Genomic DNA, 19,982 nt, shown 5'->3' with positions numbered 1-19,982 from the left:
GAACCACATAAAAAAACTCCCAACTAGGTTGAGAGTTAGAGAAAATAATGATGGCTCGGGCGGCCAACACTTCCGTATTCCATTTGAACCTTAATTTTACCTGATTGGACTAGGTATTCTAGGTAACGTCTGACAGTCACCCTCGCCATCCCAAGGTAGGCGGCAAGGTCTTCGGCCGTGGTCGGGTTTGGTTGTTCAATGAGTGCCAGCAGTACTTGACGCAACGTATTTTCACTTAGTCCTTTTGGTAAGTATTCTTCTGTTTTAGCGATTTTCTTTAGTTCATCTATATCTTCTTGATTGACGGTTGGTAAATCGTTTAGCTTATTCCACATTTTTTGATATGCATCTAATGCAGTCTTGAATCGATCAAATCGAAAAGGCTTAACTAGATAATCGACAGCTCCATATCTGAATACGTCGTGAACTGTATTCGTGTCCCTAGCCGCAGTAATCATAATAAAATCAATAGGTAGCCCCTCTTCCCTGATTGTTTTTAATACGATGAGCCCAGATGAATCGGGTAAAAACATATCAAGCAACACTAAGTCCGGTCGTAAGGTTTGGATTTTTTCAATGGCATCGGTGCCATTCGTAGCAGTGCCTACTAATTTAAAAAGTGGTAATCTCTCTAAGAAACCTGTATTCACTTCGAGAACCATTGGATCATCTTCAACGATTAATACTTGTATCAAGCCTTTTCACCTCTCTTTACCTCAATTTGTATCTGTGTGCCTTCGTTAGGAGCAGAATGAATCAGTATCTTTCCCTCTTGTGAATCAATGATATTTTTGACGAGTGAAAGACCGATTCCTCTGCCTTCTTTTCCTTTTGTACTGAATCCGTACATGAAGATCTGTTCCTGGTTTTCTTTTGGTATGCCTGTCCCATTGTCTGATACAGAAATGTATAGATCATCCACATTACCTTGTATTAAACATTCTACCTCTTTATGTTCTTGTGTCTGTGGGATAGACTCAAACGCATTTTCTACCAAATTACCTATTACTGTGACAAGATCTCCTGAGCTTAACCCACTCATGTTTTCGTGTAAATAACTATCCTTATGGATGGAAAAATAAATACCTAGTTCTCTGGCTCTGGCTCTTTTTCCTAAAAGCAACCCGGAAACAGAGTAGTCTTCAATTCGGTCTTTTAAAAATTGAATCACTGATTCTTCATCGACAGTTTCATCAATGATGACTTCTAGCGCTTTTTCAGTCCGGTCTAATTGAATGAGTCCAGCAATGCTATGGAGCTTATTCATGTATTCATGATTTTGTGCACGAAGCGCATCTACTAATGTTTTGACACCTGTTAATTCTTCTGCCAATCGGTTTGCTTCTGTCCGGTCCATCATCGTAATAAACAAACCGACAATCTCATCTTTTACTTGAATTGGGTAAAGAGAGAGTAAGTAGGCCTTTTCATATAAAACGATATTTCGGTTTTGAATATCCTCTTTTTCTTCAGCTTGTAAAAGATTAACGATTCGGTTCCATAGTTGAGGAAGCAATTCTTTTATGTGAAGGTTTTTATAGTCTTTTTGATGACGAGTATACTGAACTGCTAGCTGATTCATGAATGTAATCTTTCCTTGCTCATCTAGAGCAATAATTCCCATATCCATACCTTCCATTACTGCAGAGCGTTCTTCTACCACTCTTGCAATTTCGTATGGCTCAAGGTTTAACGTTTGTTTTTTAATATTATGGGCGAGGAGCAGTGAACCAATTAGCCCGATCAGTAGTCCCCAGATTAAGGACAGTAAAATATCATTTCGATATTGTGTCACTAGTGATTCAAACGACGGTAGTAAAATACCCACGACAGCTACTCCAACTTGCACGACACCTTCATCATCCATTATTGGTACGAATGCTCTAACCGAGTAACCGAGCGTTCCTTTCGCCTTAGATACATATTCATTACCAACTAGAGAGGCTCCTTCGTCTCCTCCGACAAACTTTTCTCCAATTAAACTGACAGAAGGATGCGAATACCGAACACGTTCATTATCAATGATGACGATATAATCTACATCGGTGGCAATACGCGTTCGTTCGGCAATAGGTTGGATGTGCGAATCACCTTCAGGTTGTCCAATATTATTACGAATACTTGGCATCTGGGCTACGGTTCTTCCAATCGCCATTGCCCGTTCCCCGAGCTCTTTTTCAAACGCATCTGAAACACTGTATACCATAATAAATCCACTAGTTATGACAGATATAGAAACAACGATAAACGACATAACTAACATTTTGGTTCTTAATGATATTTTCATATTGGCCATCCTATACTAAATAGTTCTATTAGGTATTGTCGCTAAAAATTTGAAAACGTGCAACTTTTTATGGAAAGGGTGGTGGAGTGGGCTGGTTGAGCTAGTCGTATAAAATCGGGAATGGGCGCAAAAATTTTTAAAACGACGCTTATATTTTGATATTGACGCATAAATCCAATTCTAGCCCTCTATGAAAATAGTAATGAGAGCTATTTCACCACTCAAACCTCCAAAAACAAAAAACTAGTAGCAAGTTTTATATAAAACCCACTACTAGTCAATCTTTTAAACCCGTGTAAACGGCCACCAGTTCGCTTTACCAAATGTTTTGACCATGACAGGTACAAATAGAGGTAAAATGATTAATGCATATAGGAAAAGACCGGCCAGAACAATAGACGCAATTTGCAGAAGCGATAGCATACCTGATGGCATCATCGCCGCAAATGTTCCACCTAGAATAACCGCTGCTGAAATAATAACGGTCCCCATTTTCTTCATGGAGATGTGCATCGCCTCTTCAACTGACACATCTTTATACTCGTTAAAACGATCCATGAGGAAGATACTGTAATCCACTCCTAGTGCGACGAGAATGACAAATCCGAAAAATGGAACAGACCAGCTGATTCCGGTATAACCTAAAATATTGACGAAAATGACTTCATTTATTGCCATAGAAGTATAGTAGGTTAAAATAAGTGAACCTATTAAATACAGTGGCATGATTAATGACCTGAATAAGAATACAAGGATAATAAAAATACCTATTAACATATAGATAACCGTCTTTGTGTAATCAGCCTTTGACATGGCAGCTAAGTCGGCATTACTGCTTGTTACTCCACCAATCGCTACTTGAGCGTTCTCAAGCTTCGTCCCTTTTGTTACACGAGTGACAGCTTCCTGTAACTGTTCAACCTGATTAATAGCCTCATTAGAATAAGGATTGTCTTTGAAAATAACGTCGATTGTCATAATCTTTCTGTCATCTGAAAGATAAACATCCAATGCCTTTTCGAAATCCTCACTTTCTAATACTTCATCAGGTATATAAAAACCAGACATATATTCAGAATTCGATAAATTAACGAGGTAGTCCTGCGCAGAGGATAAACCTTCATACACTTCATTCAAGCCATCCGTGCTTTGAGTGAGTCCGCCTGTTAACTGACCGAGCTGAGAACCGATGTCATTAAAACCTGTTAAAAGCTGTTGTTGACCATCATTAAGGCTAGTTAATCCGAATGTTACTCCTGGAAGCTTAGAGACAATTTCCCCTTGACCACTTGCTAAAGCTTCTAAACCAACTTGTTGCTGTTTAATTCCTAGAAGCAACTCTTCCATACCAGCAACTAATGCTTCGTGCCCCGCAATCACTTCAGCAAATGATGAATTCGCCGTTACAACCCCATCTCTCGCCTCAGCCAGAGAGATGTTTAACAGATTCATATTTTCAGAGAGACCAGTTAGCTCACCCTGTATCTCTTGAACCGTACCTTTTATCGTCAAATAATCTTGATCATTGCTAATACCAGGATAAGAAGGATTATTTTCTAGGTTTTGAAAACTTTGATTTAACGATGACAATGCACCAGATAAGTCTACTAATCCTTGACTAATGCCCGCGTAGTTACCTTCTAATACAGTTAACCCTTCTGCTGCCTCTTTATAACCAGTCAATAATTCCTTGCTTCCTGCTACCAATAATTCTGCATTTGATCTAATTTCATCTAATCCATTTAGAATTTGTTCAGAGCCAGCTGCTCCTTCCTCTAAACCATCCTCAATCTGCCTTAACCCTGATTGGAGCTGTACCACCCCGGTTTTCAGCTCATTTGTACCTGAAATTAAATCACTAATTCCATCTGTTGCTTTCTCGAGTTCTGGTTCAGAATTTAAAAGCTCGCTACTAGCTACCTGTAATCCTTCACTAATTTCCTTAATTCCGTCATTACCTTTACCAATTCCTTCTTGAAGAGCGTCGACTTGTGATGACACAAACAACTCCTCAATCGGTTCTCCAGTTGGACGTGTAATGGAACGAATGGTTCCTACCAACTCTACCCTCTCAAGCTCTTGACTAATTTCTTCTGCTAAACTTATATACTCCGCTGAATCCATTGCTTCATCATTTATTATGACAATTTGAGTCGGCATGGATTCACCTGGTCCAAACCCATCTGCAATAAAATTAAACGCCTTAATCGACTTTACGTCATCCCCAATTTCCTCAAGAGAGTTAAACGATAGATCACCATCATAGATTGCTAGAAAAGGAATGGAGATACAAGCCACAATTAATAATGCATAGACGGGTCTTCTTAGAGAGAAACGACCTACCTTATCCCAAAGTGCACTATCCTTATGCTCGAGAGTCCCTTTTGAAGGCCAAAACAGCTTCTTACCTAACACGGCCATAAAGAATGGTACAACCGTGAATAAAGCAATAAGTAAAATGGCAACCCCCACTGCTACAGCAGATGCTGATTGATACAATTTAAAAGTAGAGAATCCAATTGCAGCAAACCCAATCATTACAGCTAACCCACTGAAAAATACCGTTCTACCCGCATTCCGGTATGTTTGGATAATCGCCTCTGTGACACTTTCTTGCTCCATCATTTCTTCTTTAAAGCGACTTAACAAAAGGATGCAATAGTCGGTTCCAATTCCGAATAATACGGCCACCAAGAAGATTTGTGTAAAATTTGATAATGGGAAATTCAATGTAACTACTAAAATACCAACAATGGACTGAGCAACGACATAACTAATCCCTACAGTCACTAATGGAATAATCGGTGCGATCACTGATCTAAAGACTAGTAACAAAACAACTAAAATAAAGACAACCGTAATTCCTTCTGTTTTCTTTAAGCCCTCCTGGGAGCTAGTCACTAAATCCTGATCAATCATCCATCCGCTTGTGTAATAGTGTTCAACACTTGTATTTTCTAAAGCTTTATATAGAGAATCTGAAACTTCCTTATGCTCTCTTCCTTCCATGTTGACAGTAACGGAAGTTAAAATTGTCTTACCATCCTCTGTTACTAATTGCTCTTCTAAACTTTCTTCTTTAAAATGCGAAAGAATATCAGTAATTCCGAGTAGCTCTTTTTCAGTTTCTAGTTTATGAATGGCGGCCTCAACCTCAGCTAGTTTATCACCAGTTAGTCCCTCTTTATCATGGAAAACAAGTGCTACCTGAGAAGTATCTCCGGCATCTGAATTCTTAGCATCCTCTAAAATTTGCTGTGCTACTTGTGAAGAATAACCATCGGGGACAGAAATTTGCCCTTTTTCACGTACCAGGTCTGCCATATTAGGAGTAATCATAAAAAGACCTACTATTAGGGCAATCCACATTCCTATTACTAGCCATTTACCTTTTATTATCGTCTTCACTCGGTCTCCTCCTGTTTAATATCTATTAACACCTGGTTCAATTTTTCATATGTTCTCATAAACTCATCAATTTCTGCTTGTTCAAATTTTGTGATGATGGTTTCGACTATGTTTTGAACTTTTTGCTGTGTTTTATTGAACACTGAATGACCTTTTTCCGTCAGAGAAAGATAAATCACACGGCGATCTCCTTCATCACGCTTTCGGTCAATCAATCCCCTTTCTACTAAGCGATTTATCGTACCTGTAATGGCACTTTTTTTCACGCCAAATTCTTCAGCTAGCTCCGTTGACGTACAACCATCCACAGCCTGCACATATTTCAATGTGTAATGTTGCTCAGTCGTTAAGTCATCTCCAATCTCTTTTCGTATTAAACTTTCTACTTTTCTCGTCACTGAAAACGAATAATCAATGTACTTATCAATCAGTTCTTGTACGTGGTTTTCCTTCATTCTTCACCCTCGTCCCAATTAGTTCACACTGTTAACTATTAATACAGCTAACTATAAGTCCGGTTTTGATACGTGTCAATCATTTCAATTCACCTTCATAAAAAAAACAAAAGTAGACCACCTTTTTTAGATGGTCTACTTTTAACACTACGTCTTCTTAAGTTTTATGGAAGAGATATAATGATTAGCGGTTTTTTTCAAGATAATATCGGCACGATTTTTAGTAGGCCTGATGTTTTGCTCTAGATTTATTTTATTTATTCGATTCCAAATGTCTATGGCTGTTTCTTCTGCTTCCTGCTCACTTATATTGGCATACTTATTAAAGTAGGACACCGGATTGGCAAATGCCGTTTTACGAAGAAGCTTGAAGCGATCGACATACCATCTAGATAAATCCTCTTCTTCGGCATCCACGTAAATGGACAAATCAAAGAAATCAGATACATACACACTAGCCTCTTCATTCTTCGGCGTTTGTAGGACGTTAATTCCTTCTACAATCACAATATCTGGCTGATTTATCTCTATGTAGTGATTCGGCATAATATCATAATAAAGGTGAGAGTAGATTGGTGCTGTAACGTTAGCCTCTCCTGATTTTATTCTGGATAAGAAATTAATTAATTCTTTAATATCGTAGCTTTCTGGAAATCCTTTTCGGCCTAGCAATCCGCGTTCTTCTAGTACAGCATTTGGATAGAGAAACCCATCCGTTGTAACTAGATCAACTTTTGGATGATTGGGCCATCTAGATAAAAGCGCCTGAATGATACGAGCAGTCGTGCTTTTTCCAGCAGCCACACTCCCAGCAATTCCAATAATATATGGTACTTTCCTCGTGCTTTCTCCAAAGAATGTATCCGTTACCGTATGTAGCTGTTGTGAGGCAATAATATATAAGTTTAGTAGACGTGTCAGCGGTAAATAAACTTCCTCTACTTCATCAATGGAAAGTTGATCATTTAACCCACGTAGCTCTTCTATCTCTTTTTCCGTTAAGGTTAGTGGTGTGTTAAATCGTAATTTCGCCCATTTATCCCGATCAAAATGAATATAAGGCGAATAGGTAGTGGTTGACATGCTTTCTTCCCCAATTCATGGTTTGACATCATGACCCTATTTTATCAAGGGTTACGAAATAAATCACCCTTTTTTATGTAAGCGGTTAAATATATATACATTTTCTGGCACTTTTACATTTGTGCAATTAACCTTGTGTTTTGTGCAATTAACCTTGAGTTTTGTGCAATTCGCCGGACTTTGTCTGCAATTACTTCGTGGTACTGTGCAATTCTCTCGAGTTTCTGTGCAATTCCACTATTATGATGCTACTTCTAGGCTCATATATAATGAAAATTACCTTTCGTAAGCAAGAAAAGACCTGACTCATGTGCCAAGCCTACTAAATTATGCGGTTTTCTTCCCTTCAAGCCTTGCTAAAACCCGATCAACAAACATTCTACATTTTACAAAATCCTCTGCCTGCGGCATTTGCTCTATTTTCAGGGTAACGGCCAAATTAGTGTGGACAGCAAGCATATCTCTTAGAACATCAACTGCACCACAAAACTTTGGATAAAAGCTGTCGCCCGTACCGAAAACCCCTGTTACAAGAGACTTGAGACTCAGTTCTTCAATCGCTTGATAAACGGATCTCATTTCTTTTGGCAGTTCCCCGTTTCCCCAAGTATAGCTTCCAATCAATATCGCGTCATAGTGAGTTAGTTGTGATAGAGGGAAGTCGCCCACCTTATAAAGCTCTCCGCCCATATAAGAGTGAATAGCCGTCGCGACTTCCTCCGTATTGCCGGTGCCTGATGCATAAATGATTGCCACTCTCATCTTTCACACCTACAATTCATCAAAACCATTTGATTGAGTTACTTTTGTGTATGTCCTTGATTTTTGTTCAAAGAAATCTGATTTGGTCTCATTGATCATCTCATCACTAAATACATGAATCCATGGCATTGGGTTTTCTCTGTCCTCATATAAATTTGATAATCCTAACTGACGTAATCGCTTGTTTGCAAGATATTCAATATAGGTTTCAAATTCATGTAAATCAATACCCTCAACATCAGCAAGGATATACTGTGCCCATTCCTTTTCAAGCTGAACGGCATGATCAACAGTATTGTAGACGTATTGAATATTGTCATCCGTATTTAGCTCTTCATTCTCTGTTAATAAAATTCGTAAGAACATAGTCGTAAAATAAGCATGCTGCATTTCATCCCGTTGTATATAACTAATCATTGTACTAGTTTTTAACATTTTCTGCTGTCGAGCAAGATTGTAAAAGAAAGCAAAGCCTGCATAAAAATAAATGCCTTCCAGATTAATAGAATTCACACATAACTCAAACAGGTGTTGAGACGTTGGCTCTTTTTTAAACCTTTCATAAGCGTCCAAAATAACATTGTTTCGCTTCATCACCATTGGATCTTCTTTCGCCTGGTTGAAGCGCTCATTTTGTTCTTGTAATGGGACAAGCGAACTCAGAATGTAGGAATAGGATTCGTTATGAACGGCTTCCTGCTGAGAAATAACAGCGAAAATCGCTTTGCAGCTAGAATCTGTTACATAATCCATGACCTGGCTCATCGTTGGTGTCTGTAAACTATCTAATGAAGCAAGCTGTGTATTAATTCGTAAGAATACGTCCTGTTCTTTTGCCGAAAGCAAGTCCCATTGCTTAATATCATCCTGCATATTAATTTCTTGAGCCTTCCAAAAGTTTGATAGCAATGTTTGATAAATTGTATACATTTGAGGGTAGGCAATATCATTCCAATTAAGAAGTCCAGAAGACTCTCCGTTTATTAATCCTGTTGATTTATTAGGAAATTCCGGGTTCATGATTTTAATTTTTTTCAATGGTGTATGAGCATTCATATCATTCACTCCTTGTCTTTAGCTATGGCAAGCTTCACATTCTTCAATCTCAGATTGGGAAGTGCTGCGGACATAATACGTTGTCTTTAGTCCTTGTTTCCAGGCTTCTACGTGTAGATTTAATAACTCCTTCGCTTTAATATCATGTCTAACATATAGATTAAAGCTAATTCCTTGATCCACATGACGCTGTCTAGCGGCATTTTGTCTAATGCTCCAAACTTGGTCAAGTTCATGTCGGGCACGACGGTAATAGTTGTACGTATGGTGATTTAAGTCAGGTGCAGTTACTTTAAACTTGAAGTTTTTCTTTTCCTCTGCATATTCCACTGCATATAATGGGTCAATTCCATCGGTTGAGCCACCTATTTTAGCCGTAGATGAATTAGGAGCAACGGCCATCAGCCAACCGTTTCTCATACCGTGTGTTAAAATGTCTCCTTGTAGCTTGTTCCACTTTTCAGATTGATAGTTTCTTCTCGCGAAATATTTACCTGTTTGCCATTCGGACCCTTCAAATTGACTATAGGCTCCCTTTTCCTTTGCTAATTCCATCGAAGCTTGAATTGTATAGTAAGCAATTTCTTCATATAGTTTGTCTGCATACTCAACCGCCTGTTCAGACTCCCAGTGAATTCCTTCTAGTGCTAGTAGATGATGCCAACCGAATGTGCCAAGTCCAACGGCTCTGAATTTCTTATTGGTTTTCTCTGCTTGTACAACCGATATGGTGTTAAGATCAATGACGTTATCTAGCATTCTTACTTGGATGTTAATTAAGCGCTGTAGCACCTTGTCTCTTACAGCTTTTGCTAGACTGATAGAAGATAAATTACATACAACAAAGTCTCCTGGCTTTCTAACCATTACTAAATTTCCATCTTGGTCTTCATACTCATTAACAATAGTTGTGGCAGACATATTCTGCGCAATTTCCGTACAAAGATTACTACAGAAAATAGATGTGCGCCCTACTCCATTTAGGTGTTTATTCGGATTTTGGCGGTTTACTTCATCACGGTAGAACATATATGGAGTTCCTGTCTCTAACTGAGAGACCATGATTCTTGCCATGATTTCCATCGCACGATATGTCTTACGAGGTAATAAAGGATGATGAACCGCTTCCTCATACTTCTCGGTAAAATACTTACGGTCTGTTTCATCATAGAAGTCTTCTAACCCTAATAAGTTTCCATTCTCATCCTTCCAGCCCATGATTTGCTTAACTTGGTGTGGACAGAAAACATGCCACTCTCCAATACTCCTACCGTTTTCATCAACTTCACCTAACTTTTGCATAAATAAATCTGGAACAGTAACTCCTGTGAAAATATCATGAGCCTTTCTACGTTCATCCCCATTATTCGTTTTTAAGTCAAGAAAACCATTCATGATATCCTTGTGAAACACATCAAGATAAATGGCGATAGCTCCTTGTCTTTGACCTAGTTGATCCACACTTACTGCCGTATCATTTAATAAGCGTATCCACGGCACCACACCGGAGGAATTTCCTTTAAATTTCTTAATATCTGAGCCGAGTGCTCTAACTTTTCCATAATAAATTCCTATACCACCGCCATCCTTACTAAGTCTAGCGATGTCCCAGTTATTTAAATAAATGCCGTCTAATGAATCGTCAACGGTATCTATAAAGCAGGACGATAATTGTCCAAAGCTTTTTCCAGCGTTAGATAAAGTCGGGGTCGCAACCGTCATATAAAGGTTACTTAATGCCCAATATGCTTCTTTTACAAGTTCTAGACGATTGTCTCTATTCTCCTTACTCATTAACGTCATTGCTATGACCATAAAACGCTCTTGTGGTAACTCATATACATTTCGTTCATGATCTCTCGCTAGGTATCGGTCTGCTAGTAAGAATAGACCAATATAATTAAATAAATAGTCTTGATTTGGGTCGATTTGCTTTTCTAAATAGTCCATTTCTTCTTGGGTATAGTGTTTTAATAGAGCAGTAGAATAAATTCCTTTCTCGGTTAATTCTGTGACTAGATGATATAGGCTCCCGTACTTATCTGAGTCCTGATAACCTCTGTTACTAGCTGCTTTTTTATATAAATCTTGTAGATATAGTGAAGAGGCAAGGAATGTCCAGTTAGGTTCATCCATTTTAATAGAATTTAATGCATAAAATAATGCCGTTTGATTAGCGTCTTGGGTCGTACTGGAAGTATGTAAAAGTTTATTCTTTAAATCTGTTAGATCTAGTTTGTAAGTTTTTGCAGCATAGTCTAGTGCATCTAATACAATTGTTAATTCTGGTCCTGTAGTTGTTGTCATCTGATTTCCTCCTAATTGCTAAAAATAAAAAAACCGCTCAATTCAATGAACGGATGAAACGATTCCAGCAGCAGAAGAAAATAGACTTCAGGCCGTGTCACCATTCCATCTTCTCCATCCCCGAAAAAGTGAAATTAATAAGCAAGACAGGTCTCCTGACTCGTGCTTCTTCCTACTATGAAGCCTTCCCATGATGAATCAATCACAGTGGTTTCTCTTCATTCGTCTGCACTTACAGTTGCGGGGACAGTTCTGGATTCTAACCAGATTCCCTATTAAGCCATAATGGCATCTTCGCTTACGACAAACACAATATTTAGTTGTTCTTTAAAACTAACAAACAACATATAGTATTTTCTGATTGAACTTTCTTCAGTTTAAATCAATTCAAGTAATGATTCAAGACAATTTTTTACAACATCTTTAGTATTTTTCACATTTTTTCTCCGTTTTTTATCCAATATACCCTTTAGTAGTATGTTTAAATTCACTCTTTTTTAGTATGATAGTATTATCTAAATATCTTAGCTTACGAGAAAGGTTACTTGGAGGAAAACTTGAATGAGCACAAATATGAACAACCCTCATACTACTCTTGATATTGTTACTATAAAAGATGAGCTCCAATTAATCTGGAACAACACTAATGATGCAATCTTTCTCATTGCTCCAAACGGTGCAATATCTAAGGCTAATCCTGCATTTGAAGCACTTCTTGGATACACAGCTGAGCAATTGAAAGATCATTCAGTTCCTCCAATCATCCCAGATCACTTAATAGAATATCAAAAAACTTTTCTTGATAAAATGCTTAATGGAGAACGAATCGCTTATTACGAAGCTCAACGAATAACCAAATCAGGTCAGTTAATAGATATCGTCGCTTCATATTGTCCAGTGTTAAACAAGCAAGGCGACCTAGTATTAATCGTAGGTATGTATAAAGATGTAACTAAACAAGTGGAAGCACAACGTCTGCTTGTAGAAAATGAAAAAAAATATAGATTTATCGCTGAAAACACATCAGACTTAATTCAAGTTATTGATCATAACGGTGTGATTACTTATATCTCACCTTCTGTTGAAGCGCTTTTAAATTATACACCTCTTGAATATCAGGATCAGTTTATCTTTGAGTGTCTTCATGAAGAGGATATTCCCACTTTCCGTAACATGTTACACGAGTTACATGTAACACAAGAGCCATTGAAGATTGAAGTACGCTATCTTCATAAGGATGGAAGTCAAGTCTGGATGGAAGTACATGCTTCTTACGTCGAAGATGAACAAGAAGCAAAAACCATTATTGTTTCAAGAGATATCAGTGAACGGAAGAAATATGAGGAAGAGCTGAAATACCTTGCCTTTCATGATACGTTAACAGGCTTACCAAACCGCTATCACTTTACGGAACTTCTCAAGGAAGAAATGGCCATTTCAAAAAAGACGTTACATCATATGGTCTTAATGTATATAGATGTAGACAATTTCAAGCAAATCAACGACACCTATGGTCACGCCGCTGGTGATACAGTTTTAATAGAATTCTCAAAAAGACTAAAAATCTCTACACGTTCGTCCGATAAGGTTTGTCGAATTAGTGGCGATGAGTTTGTCATTATTCTCGCAAATCCTGTCACGCCAAAGGAAGCAATGACCATCGCACAGGATATTCAGAATGAGCTGAAAACACCAATTTCTTTAGGAATGAATGATATAGATATTACTGCGTCTATCGGGATGGCCCAATACAGCGGTGAAGAACTACCTATGGAATATCTGATCAAAAAAGCAGATCGCGCCCTCTATCAGTCAAAAGAAAATGGCAAAAAACATTATACGTTTTGGACTGAATGATTCTTTTGCCTATTGAATCCATAAAATTAAAACCACAAAGAATTGTTTATTCTTGGTGGTTTTTTATTTGGATCTAATTAAAAGTTTCTCATAGCGCTCACTATACACCATGGTCCTTCTTATTCACTTTTTCCAATCTTTCTATAGAAAACCTTCCGAGCATCCCAATCCAAAGAAAAGCTAGAAACCAATTAAAATGCATTTGAACAAACTCATTTCCTATTTCAAAGAAAGCAAGAGTTAATGCAATGACGCCAATACCACTTAATAGATTAAACAGTGAACGTAACCTTGTTATCATAACTTCCTCCTCTGTATAACAAATAGTGGTTTATCCGTATTAGTTCTACATTTATAGGAGTAGTCCTTCTGTGGTTCTCTAACCCAACAAAAAAGGCCAACCACCAAATCGGTTGACCTTTTTTACCATTAACGATATGGACGCACCCATTCCGCATAAGTCTTCTGAGAATCAAAATTAAATCCATGCTTATTAAAAAAGTGCTCCACTCTCTCCTGTGATTCTGGTTCATCTATGGTTACTACAATTTTTCTTACTCGTAGAGAATGAGCCACCTCTTGTAGATAGCCTATACATATGGAACCATATCCTTGGTTAATAGTAGTACCTTTTAATTCCTCAATACGCAGTAGCTTTTCCGCTTCCTGATAAGTAACGATGGCTGCAAAATCATATTCTTCATCCAGCTTGGATTGTGAGTCCTTTAGGTAAATATGATAATTTTCTTCTTCTGGGATTTTATAAATGACAACAGGGTCACCCAACTTATCCTTTTCAATCGCGAAGATTTGATAATTTCGCTCAATCAACTTGTTTACATTGTATTGAAGCGCATCTATCTTCTTTTCTAATTGTTCGTTTTGAGATTCTACATCATCTGCTCGTCGTTTTAAGGACATTTCATATTGTTTCCTTTTTGTAAATAACATGAAAAACACCCCCATAAAAAATCATACTGTGTAAGTACCTTTTATTTATATAGGGGGACAAATTTAATTATGATAACAATCTTCTACTACTTGTAACATAATTGTTCATTGCGTTTTGGGAAAATCAATTCATCAACCATTTGTCATAAATTCATCAACTGTTTTCGCATCTTATGCTCGTTCAAGCTCACTCTCTGATTGTTGATAGATTTCTTCTAATCGCCTTCCTTTAGACCTTGCTAAAATCTCCATTCTTACGGAAAGCTGTTTCATGGTAAAATTCATCGTATCTTCAAAATTAACCTGAAATGGCGAATCTTCTACCATTCCTTCTTGGTTCAACTTGATTGCAAGCGGAGTTAACTGCTCCATCTTATTTGTCACTACCTCAAAAATGTGTGGCTGTTCACTAATTAAACGCTGTAAAAGGAAGGTTCCATACGCAATATGCCGTCCTTCATCCTTCTTCAGTAGACCAATACCTTTAAGAAGTCCTGGCATGGCTCCAATTTTTTCTAATGATTGATAAAAGGAATAATAACCCGTTTCAGCAAGAACACCTTCAACAAACATATTATATACCGTTGAAGCTTCTGCTAAAGCCTCTGCCGAATGATCAGTTTCCAATCTTTCCATGGCAGTCGGTAGGATCTCATTAAAGATTGTGTTATAGGTTTCGGAGTGATAACACGATAGGTCATCATTTTCACCTAATGCATTTAACACACGTCTAAAAAACTCAGTGTGTTTCGCTTCTTCAAACAGAAAAGTAGTTAAATACATTTCTTCTTCAAGACGACCTTCTTTTGCAATAAGCATCATTAATGGCAATAGATCTCTTGTAACGGCTTCTTCTCCAGCTTGAAATTGAGAAATCAGACGAAGAATGGCTACTTTTTGTTCATGTGTAAAGCTTGCCCAATCCTTTACATCCTGTGATAAATCAATATCGGCAGGATCCCATACACCAAAACGTTTAGCTTTTTGAAATAATCTAAAAGGGAGCGTGTCCTCTAATAGTCCTCTGCTACTTGTTGTTAAAATTGTTCTCTTTTTCATGTACAGCCTCCTAAAATAAATTAGCCCGTGTTCTTAAGAGAATCAATAACCACCTTTATGTAAGGGCTTACATTTTATTATTAAGGATGTAGCTTACGATTGATAGTACTGAAAATGAAGGGGTGTGGAATGTCGATTGTTAGATTCACTTAAGTGACCAGCTGCGCTTTTTACTTTTCTACTATATTAATATTTGAAACCATTTTAAAGTTAAATTTAAATACCCCTTGAAAAATGTTAATTTAATAATGTTTATAAAGTTAATTAATCAAACGTTTGTTTAAATAGAGTTATAAAATTACTATTCAAATTAGAAGAATACTTTGCAAGTCAAACGATTCAACCTATTTAATTTCTACAAAAAATTCTCCTAAATGATTACCATCAAAATATACCGAAATCTCCCAAAGACCTGATTGATCAAATCCAATATAGGACGGCATCGTTTTAGTTGCTCCCAAATTAGGTTGAGTAAACTCATGATTAAACTCCCAAGTTACCTCCCTGAAACTATGTCCATCTATTAATATAGTTTTATTTCTCCTGTTTCTAAATGAGTCCCTTCCACTCGAACGACTCCTTTCATTTCATCCGATTCTCCCCAAAAATGCCATAAAGTTTTTAAAGGTTCATTGGCAATAAAATTTACTTTTAAGAAGCCTACCTTACCTTCAATACCTATAAATTCTTCATCCTGAGAAAGAAATGTTGGAGTAGATTTATAGTTTACAGTTGTCTCTTTCTCACACCCTATTACAAAAAATAACATGACTATTCCTACTATAAGAAACCGTATAGTACCTAACAAAACACTTCACTCCTTGTTGAGATATTTCTACAAAAATTCTTAAATCTAATTATAGAATAACACATTCGTAGAAAGGTTTTACAAAAATTGGAACTGATTTATAAAAGTTCATTAGTGAATAACTGTATTAAAAATAGCAGCCCTTGGGCTGCTATTTTTTTATAAGTTCTCAAGTACTAGCTGAAGTAAAGGGTGTTCTTCTGGAAGTCCACTCACTTCTTTTAGTGTTTCTTTTGCACCTTTTTCGTTTATCTTTTCTTGTAAGGCAACAGCTTCTTCATCTTGCTTTACGTCATACTTTAACGCAGCGGCAATCCCTTTTGCTAGGTTTTCTGGCTGCCCTTCTACATACTCATAGTATTGAACAGCCGGGCTAATTAACCGATCATTAGCTCCTAGCTTTCGTAAAGGACCTCTTGCTACCCTTGGAATTTCATCATTTATATATGGATTAGTAAATCTGCTAATGATCTTTTCTACATATTTCAAATGATCTTCTTTGTTAAATGAATACTTCTTCATTAACACAGATCCAGATTCATGAAGCGCACCTTTAACGACTTCTAGCACCGCTTCATTTTCCATCGCGTCTTTAATAGTTGCAAGCCCAGCTTGATACCCCACATACGCAGCAACCGCGTGACCTGTATTAACCGTAAATAATTTTCTTTCTATATAAGGAGTAAGATCATCAACAAAAGTAACACCTTCAATAGCTGGAACTTCTCCTACCATCATGGATTGGTCGACTACCCATTCATAGAAAGGCTCAACCATCACCATTAACTTATCTTCATTCGTTTGAATGGGCACAATTCTATCTACCGCTGCATTAGGAAACGCAAACAGTTCGTCAAATTGGCTTTTTTCATCTTGAGTGAGATGCTCATAAACCTTCTCTTTTAAAAATGCACTTCCACCAATCATGTTTTCACATGCAATAATGTTTAATACTTGCTCTGAAGATTGGGCTCTTTTGCGCAACCCTTCTGCAATCGCTTTAGATATATGCGGTAAAATATTAGGTCCAACTGCAGTTGTCACGAGGTCAGCCTTTGAAATCGTTTCAACTAACTTTTCAGGCTCCTCTATACTGTTAATCGCTCTTACATGTGTAACGATGTTTTCTTGACGAGATTCTGCTGCCAACACGACCTTGTATTCTTTCTTCTCGTTCAGCAGTTTCACCATTTCAGCATTTACATCTACAAAACAAACTTCATAACCTGCCTCTGAAAGGATGCTACCAATAAACCCTCTACCGATATTACCAGCACCAAAATGAACAGCTAACATTTAGTTCACCTCAGAAAACAAGTTGATAATTTCATTTGCAGAATTTGCTCCCACAATCTTTTCAATATTCTCTTCCTCTGAACAAACGATGGCAATTTGGGATAAGATGTCTAGGTGTTCACCATCTTTACCTGCAATTCCGATTAACACCTTAACGATGTTACCTCCACCGAAATCTACTCCTTCTGGCACCTGGATAATGGATAGACCAGAAGTAAGTACAGATTTTTTAGCATCTTCTGTACCATGTGGAATCGCTACGAAATTCCCCATATAAGTAGACGTGATTTCTTCACGTTCTAGCATTTTGTCTATATAGGAAGCATCCACATACCCCTTATCTACTAGAATTTGTCCCGTTGCACGGATTGCTTCTTCTTTACTATTAAATGTTGCATGTAGGACAACATTTTCTTCTGATAAAATTTTTGTCATGTTAAGTCTCCTCACTTTACTACTTTTGTATCAAATATTGTTTTCAATTCTGTTGCTAATAAATTGGCAATCTGTTCTTCATTACTTGATTGAAAATGGTCCATGACTTCTTCATCCCGTATGATGAGAGAACTAATTCCACTCAAAATCTCTAAGCCTTCCTCACTTACGTCCTTAGAAGAAATCATCAGCAATATCGTTTGAAGCTTCATTTCCGTCCCATCCATAGCTTTTACTGAAGCAGCTCGATTTAGCCGATGAATTGTAAAACTAGAACGTATAACGGCATCACTTCGGGTATGATATAAAGCCATGTTGGTACCAGGTATTCCGAGACCACCTATTTCTTCTCTTTTTAAAAGTTCCTCTAACACATCTTGAGAGTTCTTTACAACACCTTTATCCCTTAACTGATCTAATTGACTTAATAAAACCACTTGTAATGACTTTCCTTCATTGGAGACTTCATTTAAAAAGAAGCCTTCTAGTATCTGCTTAATCGTTTCTGAATAGCGGTGAATCTGACTTATTAAGGTTAGATACGAACGGCTATTGATTCCGACCAGATCCTGTTTCACATTCTCTTTTTTAGAATCAATTCTTACAAGATGCTTCTGGTTAAAGATAAATTGTTTCACTTTATTCACTTCATCATTGGATAACAAAGGACTTACTACTAAGTAGTCTTTCTTAAAATCCTTTAAAGGAACCGTTGAAATGACGGCATCAAACTCATCTAAGTTTAGATTGGATAAGTCAAATAACGATGCATTATGGGTTCTTACTCCACTAATTTGCTGTTCGAGTTTAGAGGATAGGATTTTAGAGGTTCCTATTCCACTTGAACAGACGACTAAAGTCTTTACTTCTTTTGTCTCTTCTTTATTCAAAATTGCAGAAGCAAAATGCATGACTAAGTAGCCAATCTCTTCTCTAGGTACCTTTAATTCTGGGAGATGAACACGTACTGCATGAGATAAAAGGTTGAACATTTCAGAATAATCCTGTTCAATCTTTGATAGTAACGGATTGGAAATTCTCATATTTTGTCTGATGCGATATAATGCTGGACGTAAATGGGCAACTAGCCCTTGAAAAAGCGAAGCATTCTTTACTAAGTCCACTCCGGTCTCATCACTTACAAACTTGATCAGATTTTGGACGATTAATCCGATTTGAAGGCTTGAATCCTCTAATAAATCATCACGTTCATTTCTAAGCTTTGCCCCCATTAAATGCATGGTGATATAACCAATCTCACCGTTAGAAATATCAATACGAAAGATTCCTTCTAATCCTTTTACAATTTTCTCTGCCGCTTTATACTCTTTCGTTGGTTTTAAGCTATCTAAATATTCTTCATCAAAATTAATTTCTTCTCCTTGTTGAATTCGTTCAATGGCCAGAGCCAAGTGAACGACAAGACCAATATAGGAGCTATCCGCGATTGAGTATGGAAGATCACTTTTTATCTCGTTTATTTGCTTCTCAATGATGAGTAGTTTTTTCTTATCGACTAACCCCAGTAAGCGATCGGTAATGGTATCGACTTGACTAGTAGACTTCTTTTGAATCGTTTCCTTAATAACTGACATTAGTTCTGCTTCATCAATATTCTCACTTATTAAGCTACTCATTGCTTTACGTTTCGCTGATTCCGAACCAATAATTTCAACGCCATAGCCTCTTTTTCTTATTAAAGAGAGTTGAAAAGCTTCTAACTTTTCTTCTATTTTGTTTAAATCATTGCTAATTGTTGCAATCGTTACATTTAAATCATTGGCAATTGCCAATAGCTTAACAGGCTCACTCGAATCTAATAGTTCTGATAAGATAATGGTTTGTCTTTCTTCAGGCGTATACTCATTATGTGAAAGGTTAAATAAAATAAGCCTAAGTTTTTCTTTACTTTCGGTAGACCCAAGAAGTTGAATCCCAATCCCTGACTTTTTGTTGAGAGTAAGATCGTGCTCATTTATTAGTTTTTCTACCCCTTTTAAGTCACGGTGAACCGTTCGTGGACTCACATCAAGTGCGTCCGCCATCTCTTTAACCGTCATTTCATCCTGATTAGCCAATAATAGCTCGAGGATTTTCCGTTCTCTTGCCGATATATACATGTGGAAACCACTCCTGTATGTCGGGTATGCATTTCTTTTCTTTGCTTATTATGACGTACTTATAAGCTCTTTTCTAATACTGTGTTGCTTTTCAAGCT

General features: G+C 37.3%; 16 protein-coding genes and 1 riboswitch. Of the genes, 1 reads left to right on the top strand and 15 read right to left on the bottom strand.

Annotation, left to right across the window (positions count from 1 at the left end):
* Nucleotides 1-35: 35 nt before the first annotated feature.
* From LT143_RS13645 to LT143_RS13610, 8 genes are all read right to left on the bottom strand, one after another.
* Nucleotides 36-695 carry a response regulator gene (locus LT143_RS13645; protein WP_246943763.1) on the bottom strand — a complete coding sequence of 220 codons (660 nt, stop codon included), beginning with the start codon at nt 693-695 and terminating at the stop codon, nt 36-38.
* The gene (locus tag LT143_RS13640) at nt 692-2,287 is read right to left on the bottom strand and encodes an ATP-binding protein (protein WP_246943762.1); all 1,596 of its coding nucleotides are present in this window, start codon (nt 2,285-2,287) and stop codon (nt 692-694) included. The genes LT143_RS13645 and LT143_RS13640 overlap by 4 nt, the downstream gene beginning before the upstream one ends.
* Nucleotides 2,288-2,572: 285 nt before the next feature.
* Nucleotides 2,573-5,695 (bottom strand): MMPL family transporter, encoded by a 3,123-nt coding sequence (locus tag LT143_RS13635; RefSeq protein WP_246943761.1) that lies wholly within the window; start codon nt 5,693-5,695, stop codon nt 2,573-2,575.
* Entirely contained in the window at nt 5,692-6,150 is a 459-nt protein-coding gene (locus tag LT143_RS13630; RefSeq protein ID WP_246943760.1) for a MarR family winged helix-turn-helix transcriptional regulator, read from the bottom strand. Before LT143_RS13630 ends, LT143_RS13635 begins: the two co-directional genes overlap by 4 nt.
* A gap of 147 nt (nt 6,151-6,297) precedes the next feature.
* Entirely contained in the window at nt 6,298-7,233 is a 936-nt protein-coding gene (gene coaA, locus LT143_RS13625) for a type I pantothenate kinase (RefSeq protein ID WP_246943759.1), read from the bottom strand.
* 327 nt (nt 7,234-7,560) lie between these two features.
* Nucleotides 7,561-7,995, bottom strand: coding sequence for a flavodoxin domain-containing protein (locus tag LT143_RS13620; protein ID WP_246943758.1), 435 nt, complete (start codon nt 7,993-7,995; stop codon nt 7,561-7,563).
* Between the two features lie 9 nt (nt 7,996-8,004).
* Nucleotides 8,005-9,051, bottom strand: a complete 1,047-nt coding sequence (locus LT143_RS13615) for a ribonucleotide-diphosphate reductase subunit beta (protein WP_246943757.1) — start codon at nt 9,049-9,051, stop codon at nt 8,005-8,007.
* Between the two features lie 18 nt (nt 9,052-9,069).
* Nucleotides 9,070-11,358 (bottom strand): ribonucleoside-diphosphate reductase subunit alpha, encoded by a 2,289-nt coding sequence (locus LT143_RS13610; protein WP_246943756.1) that lies wholly within the window; start codon nt 11,356-11,358, stop codon nt 9,070-9,072.
* A 128-nt stretch (nt 11,359-11,486) separates the two neighbouring features.
* A riboswitch (cobalamin riboswitch) is annotated at nt 11,487-11,670 on the bottom strand.
* Between the two features lie 249 nt (nt 11,671-11,919).
* On the opposite strand from LT143_RS13610, the gene LT143_RS13605 reads away from it, so the two are divergent.
* Nucleotides 11,920-13,215: a diguanylate cyclase domain-containing protein gene (locus tag LT143_RS13605; RefSeq protein ID WP_246943755.1), complete on the top strand. Its 1,296-nt coding sequence runs from the start codon at nt 11,920-11,922 to the stop codon at nt 13,213-13,215.
* A 100-nt stretch (nt 13,216-13,315) separates the two neighbouring features.
* On the opposite strand, the gene LT143_RS13600 is transcribed toward LT143_RS13605, so the two are convergent.
* The 7 genes from LT143_RS13600 to LT143_RS13570 form a co-directional block, all read right to left on the bottom strand.
* Entirely contained in the window at nt 13,316-13,516 is a 201-nt protein-coding gene (locus tag LT143_RS13600; RefSeq protein ID WP_246943754.1) for a hypothetical protein, read from the bottom strand.
* Between the two features lie 128 nt (nt 13,517-13,644).
* Nucleotides 13,645-14,166, bottom strand: a complete 522-nt coding sequence (locus tag LT143_RS13595; protein ID WP_246943753.1) for a hypothetical protein — start codon at nt 14,164-14,166, stop codon at nt 13,645-13,647.
* Nucleotides 14,167-14,337: 171 nt separating this feature from the next.
* Nucleotides 14,338-15,225, bottom strand: a complete 888-nt coding sequence (locus LT143_RS13590; RefSeq protein WP_246943752.1) for a R2-like ligand-binding oxidase — start codon at nt 15,223-15,225, stop codon at nt 14,338-14,340.
* Between the two features lie 523 nt (nt 15,226-15,748).
* On the bottom strand, nt 15,749-16,033 hold the full coding sequence (locus tag LT143_RS13585; RefSeq protein WP_246943751.1) for a DUF4871 domain-containing protein: 285 nt from the start codon (nt 16,031-16,033) through the stop codon (nt 15,749-15,751).
* A gap of 159 nt (nt 16,034-16,192) precedes the next feature.
* Entirely contained in the window at nt 16,193-17,329 is a 1,137-nt protein-coding gene (locus tag LT143_RS13580; RefSeq protein WP_246943750.1) for a mannitol-1-phosphate 5-dehydrogenase, read from the bottom strand.
* Complete coding sequence (locus LT143_RS13575) at nt 17,330-17,764, bottom strand: PTS mannitol transporter subunit IIA (RefSeq protein ID WP_246943749.1); 435 nt, start codon at nt 17,762-17,764, stop codon at nt 17,330-17,332.
* An 11-nt stretch (nt 17,765-17,775) separates the two neighbouring features.
* Nucleotides 17,776-19,884 (bottom strand): BglG family transcription antiterminator, encoded by a 2,109-nt coding sequence (locus LT143_RS13570; RefSeq protein WP_246943748.1) that lies wholly within the window; start codon nt 19,882-19,884, stop codon nt 17,776-17,778.
* Nucleotides 19,885-19,982 lie beyond the last annotated feature (98 nt).

Source organism: Bacillus pinisoli (genome assembly GCF_023036475.1).
Classification (GTDB): Bacteria; Bacillota; Bacilli; order Bacillales; family SA4; genus Bacillus_BS; species Bacillus_BS pinisoli.
This window is presented reverse-complemented; position numbering and strand designations above follow the sequence as displayed.